General features: G+C 51.2%; 2 protein-coding genes. Both read right to left on the bottom strand.

Going from position 1 to position 6082, the window contains the following annotated elements; genetic code table 11:
* Window positions 1-135: 135 nt before the first annotated feature.
* Window positions 136-5022 (bottom strand): Ig-like domain-containing protein, encoded by a 4887-nt coding sequence (locus tag OU793_RS23205; protein WP_159404413.1) that lies wholly within the window; start codon window positions 5020-5022, stop codon window positions 136-138.
* A gap of 17 nt (window positions 5023-5039) precedes the next feature.
* Window positions 5040-6082 (bottom strand): OmpA family protein (locus tag OU793_RS23200; RefSeq protein WP_274647856.1); only part of this gene is annotated, 1043 nt, incomplete at its 5' end.

Raw genomic sequence — 6082 nt, 5'->3', positions numbered from 1 at the left:
TTTATGCGCTCGAAGAATAATTGTACCTAGAGGATTGTTCTGTTACGTCACTACATCTATTTGCGACAGAGTTAGCCATTTGTTGTCGTATTCAAGGTGATTTCTCACCTTGAATAACCAGTTACAACTCAACAGTTAAGGGTTTGAGACACAAGGTACCATTTGAGGGCTGTTGACACCGTAACTACCGGAGCTGCCAGAGTGGAGAGATACACGATAGTATAGGGAACCATCTGCAGTCGCTGACCACTGGTCACTTCTGACAGGCCAACCAAGTGCAGTGAACATGTTTCCATATACATTATAAAGCTCTAATTGTAGTTCGTCTTTATCCGCCAGTCGCCAGTTTGTTCTTCCAGCAAGAGCTAAGACATTGTATTTCTGACAGAGTTCGTTCGCTTGGTTCCAGTTAAATCGATAGTACTCGCCTACTGGCCCAAAATCTCCGGCTTCTGTAAACGAATCAACATAGTTTCCTCCACCAATACTATCTAGAAACTTAACGCTGGGCGAGTTGGTATAAAGTTTGCCACTTCCATTCCCTTCAGTCGTATCTAAGATATCGATACATGGACCTGCGAGGGTATTACACGCAGTAATATAAACGGAATTAGAGCTAACAACACCATCTAGGGAAGCCGTTGCCTCTGTAGTGCCATCCGAAACTGTGCCATTCGAAATTACACCACCTATTCCATCACTGGATATTTTTCCATCAGAGATAACTGCAATAGTGGGATCTACAATGTTCCAGTCAACAAGGTTTGTAATGTTTTCTGGAGTAGCGGAGTCATTGTAAGTTCCCCAAGCCGTTAAGCTCACCGTTTCCTTCGGATCAAGAGTCACATTTTCAGGGTCGATGGTAATGTTAACAAGCGCTCGCGCTACATTAACTGTAACCACATTACTGGAAATGTTGACTCCTTCTGTGTTTAACCTCGATGCAGTTGCAGTAGTTGAACCCGCAACTACGCCCGTGACTAAACCATTATTGGTTCCGTCACTGTTCACGGTTGCAATATCCATATCTGATGAAACCCAGTCTACTTGGTCAGTAATATCTGGAGTTGTACCATCAGAATACACTCCTGTTGCAATCAAATCACCAGAATTAGTGGGGCCAACACCGATATTTAGTGGGTCTGGTGTCACAATAATGGCTTCTAATACTGCATTAGTTACTGTAAGTCCTGCTTCTCCTGTCATACCACTATTGGTCGCTTTAATAAGGGTGATACCCACCTCATCACCGCTGGCTTTACCCATGTCAGCACCCGAGGTACTGATGTTGGCAGTCGTGGTGTTGGTCGATACCCAACTGGTGCCGGAGTCTGTCGTGATATCTTGTGGCGCCCCGTCCGTCATCGTTGCTGTTGCCGTAAACTGTTGCGTACGTCCTTTTGCAATTTCCGCTGGATTTGGCGTCACCTCGATGCTCGCAATCTCTGCCGCCGTCACCGTCAGTGATGTGGTCGCCTCAAGGTCAACACCACTGTACGTACCGCCAGCCGTGATGGTCACCATGCCAGTCTCTGCGCCATGCGCCAAACCATTTCCACTCGCGAGCGATGAGGTAATCGTCGCAATGCTCGTATCATCTGACGTCCAACTGGTCGCCGGATCATTCGTCACATCCACAGGCGTGCCGTCGGTCAAGGTGTACTGCGCTGTGAACTGTTGGTCGGTGCCTTTTGCGATGCTTGGGTCTACCGGTGTAATTTCCAGACTGTTCGCTACCGGAACCGCGCTGGTCACATCCAGTGTCGCTGTGCCTTCGAACGACTCTGAGCCCACAGTGCCTTGCGCCTTGATGGTCACAGAGCCTGTAGCGGCGCCCGTAGCCAAACCATTACCACTGGCTAAACCGGTGGTGATTGTCGCGATGGTTGGGTCACTTGAACTCCAGCTAATTAAGGCATTGTCGGTTACTGGTTGGGTAGAGTTATCCGTCAAAATCGCCGTCGCGGTGAACTGTTTATTCAACCCAATTGGTGTGGTGTCATTCGGAGGCGTCACCTGAAGCTTTTTCACTGTCGCCGCTGTAACGTTCAGAACGCCCGAGTCAGAAAGCGTTGCCCCTTCCGGAGTCGTGCCTGTTGCGATGACATTCGCTGAGCCAACCGCTTCTCCTTTCGCTAGACCAGATGCACTTACGCTAACTGCCGCATTATCTGTGGTCCAGCTAATAGCCGGGTCGTTGGTTACATCGATGCTGTGAATGCCGTCAGATAGGTAAGCTGTCGCCGTGAACTGCTGCTCAAGTCCTTTGGCAACCGTTTCTGATACCGGTGCTACTTCCAGTGACGTGATAATCGTATCCGTCACCTCCAGTGTCGCCGTGCCTTGCACTGGCGTACCTTCAGGCGTCGTACCGCTGGCTGTGATGGTTACCGTGCCCGTTTTCGCGCCAGTAGCCACACCGTTACCACTCGCTTGACCTGTCACGATAGTCGCAATGCTAGGGTCACTCGAACTCCAACTGATGGCCGCTTCGTTGGTGACATCTAGCGTGCCAGAACCGTCCGACAAAATGGCCGTCGCCGTAAACGGCTTGCTTAAACCGATGGGGGTGCTTTCCGTTGGTGGTGTTACCTGTAGCGCAGTAATCACCGCGTTGGTCACTGTTAATTGCGCGGTCTCAGTAAACGTCGTGCCGTTCGCTGTGCCTTGTGCCGTGATGGTGACAGTGCCAAGATTCACACCTGTCGCCACCCCATTACCACCTGAGGTATTGCCCGTTTCAATGGTCGCGATGGTTGGGTCACTTGAACTCCAGCTAATCGCCGGGTCATCCGTTACGTTGATTGGCGTGCCATCCGTCAGTGTCACCGTTGCTGTAAATGGCTTGCTTAACCCAATTGGTGTGGTGTCACTTGCTGGTGTGACCACCATGCTGGCCACTTCAGCAGCCGTAACCGTAAGTGTAGCCTGGCCTTCAAAGTCAGAGCCATTTGAAGAGCCTGACGCTTTGATGGTGACGACACCTGGTGCTTCACCTTTCGCAACGCCATTGCCGCTCGCCTGACCCGTCGTGATGGTGGCGATGTTCGTGTCAGAAGAGCTCCAGTTGACCGCTGCATTATCTGTCACATCCAAAGAGGTGTTGTCTGAGAAGAACGCTCGTGCGATGAACGACTTGCTTAAACCCACCGGGGTGGTTTCTGTCGTTGGCGTCACTTGTAGGCGAGATACCACGGCATTGGTGACCGTAATGGTCGCCGTCGCCTGAAGTGTCTGACCGCCTACTGAACCTGTCGCGGTGATGGTAACCGGACCACCCACGCTTTCGCCTTTCGCTGTACCTTTGTCTGCCGCATTGTTACTAATAGAAGCAACCGCTGTATTATTGGTTGTCCAACTAATCGCTGGGTCAGTCGTCACATCTTGTGTTGAGTTATCCGATAGGATCGCCGTCGCGGTGTACTGCTGTGTCAAGCCGTTCGGTACCGTTGCTGTTGGTGGTGACACTTGCAAAGCGGTAATGACCGCTTCGGTTACATCCAATGTCGCCGTGCCCTGAACCGCTGATGGACCAGAGGTATCGGTTGCCGTAATGGTCACACTGCCTATTGCTTCACCTTTCGCTACCCCTTTATTACCCACTGTATTGCTAATGGTGGCAATACTTGTATTGTCCGTACTCCAACTCAATGTTGAGTCCGCTGTAATGTCTCGCGTGGAGTTGTCCGAGAACGTCGCCGTCGCCGTAAATGGCTTGGTTAACCCTACAGGCGTGGTGTCATTGGCTGGCGTCACTTGAATGCTGGACACAATGGCATTGGTCACACTTAATGTGGCTGTATCTTGCCAAGTATTTCCTGCTACCGTTGCCGTCGCGGTAATAGTGGCGACACCCACTGCTTCACCAGTGGCCTGACCTTTCGTGCCTGTACTGTTGCTGATAGACGCAATTGCTGTGTCTGATGATGTCCAACTCACATTTGCATGTTCAGTTACATCAACAATATCACCGTCAGACAAGGTCGCTTTAGCCAAGAAATTTTGCACCAGCCCTTTTGGCACCGATGCAGTGTTAGGCTCAATAGCAAATCCCGTTATCACGGCATCCGTCACGGTAAGATGGCCGCTGGCCGAGAAGTCTGTACCATCAATGGTAATCGCTGCAGTTATCTCAACCGGCGTAGCGCTCACCGCGCGCCCTTCTGCAATCCCTTTAGTTCCGGCCGTGTCACTCACCAAGGCCGTACCTGGGTCTGCGGTTGTCCAGGTTGCCTCTTCGGTTACGTTTTGCGTTGTACCATCCGTCATCACCGCATCCGCCGTAAAGGCCTTCTCCAGCCCGACAGGTACCGAAGTATTAACTGGTGTCACCACAATGTTGGTAACCACAGCATCACCGACCGTCAACGTGGCGGTATCTGACAATGTCACACCGTTCACCGTGCCTTCTGCTTTGATGGTGGTCGTGCCTTTCTCCAGGCTTTGCGCTACACCTTGACTGCCTGTTGTATTGCTAATGGTTGCTATTGTTGTATTTAAGCTTGACCAAGTTAATTGTGCATTTTCGGTTACATCAATCACTTGACCCGTCGACATCAGCGCTTCTGCCTTGTAGTCCTGAGTCAAACCTTTGGCTAGGTTTTTCGTCTTTGGCGTCACCGTTAAGGCGGTCGCTATCGCATCAGTGACGGTAATGGTCGCAATATCTGACACGCGTGAGCCATCGTTGTTGATGCCTTCCGCCGTTATCGTCACCGTACCTTGTGTTACGCCCGTCACCAGACCTGCGGCATCCACCGTCGCAATCGCAGCATCAGAAGATGTCCAGGTTAAATGGGAGTCAGTGGTCACGCGGACGGTTTGCCCTGTATTTAGTACCGCATCCGCTTCAAGTTGTTGCGTCAGCCCCATTGGGATAGAGGCCGACTTTGGTGTGACCGCTAGTGATACTGCTTTGTGAGACCACCCCGAAGGGATGTCTAATAGACCATCATCGCCGTTATTACACCCTACCAACAGTAGGCTCAACAGCGTAATGGTATAAAACCATAATGTTTTCATTGTCGTTGTCCCGCTTTTCATTCTTCTGCCCCCGATGGAGTCGTGACTGGCTGCGTCTCTTCCACCGTAGTATCAAATACCACCTCAACTCGGCGGTTTTGAGCGCGCCCTTCTACGGTGTCATTACTCGCGATTGGATGGCTTTCACCCTGACCCATCACCGTAAGACGACTTTCAGCAATGCCCATACGTTTCAAGTAATCCGCAACCGCTTGAGCGCGACGCTCGGACAAGCGCTGGTTGTACGCTTCAGGTCCGGTACTGTCAGTGTGACCCACAATTTGAACCTTATCTTCTGAGTATTGCGTTAACTGCTCGGCTAAGGACTCTAAGTCAGCGTTGTACGTTAGCTCAGAGGAGTCGAAACCAAATAAAGACTCAGCACTCAACGAGACCGTCTGGGTGGTGGTGACAGTCTGAGGCTCTGGCTCAATCACGAGCGCTTCATCAATAATGACCGGCGTCGCTTGACCAAAGTGATACGTCAGGCCCACAGAAGTAAAGTGTTGGTCGGCTTGGTCAACCTCTCCATCACCAATACCATCAATAAATTGGTATTCCCCACGCAACGACCAACGCTGAGAAATGCGATAACTCACCCCCAAAGACGACAGGACATTCCATTCACTGCTTTCAATAGAACCCGGAATCTGTGAGACCGTCTTATCAATACGCTGCCATGCGCCGCCTAAACGAGTAAAAAGTGCCATTCGCTCCGTAACCGGTACGCTTAGTTTCACCGCCAACTCACCACCGTAAATATCCGCTTCTACCTTGCCCCCAGTGGCATAACGCGCTTCCGGAGAGCCATAGGATGTCATACCGCCTTCCAGTGCAAACCAGTCCGTAAACTGGTATCCGCCATACACTCCGAGCCCTAACGTATCGGTGTCGCAATACTCAGCACTAGAGCCGCAAGCATCTTGATAAGCCGCCCAACCGATACGACCACCCACATAAACGTGGCCATTTTGATAGTCAGGCAAAACACTCGATGCCGCTGTTGCGGCATCGGACGAGTCTCCATCATAAGATGAAGGGAAGGATTCGGCGTAGGCGG

Origin of the sequence: Vibrio sp. VP6, assembly GCF_028823755.1 — a bacterium.
Taxonomy (GTDB): domain Bacteria; phylum Pseudomonadota; class Gammaproteobacteria; order Enterobacterales; family Vibrionaceae; genus Vibrio; species Vibrio parahaemolyticus.
This window is presented reverse-complemented; position numbering and strand designations above follow the sequence as displayed.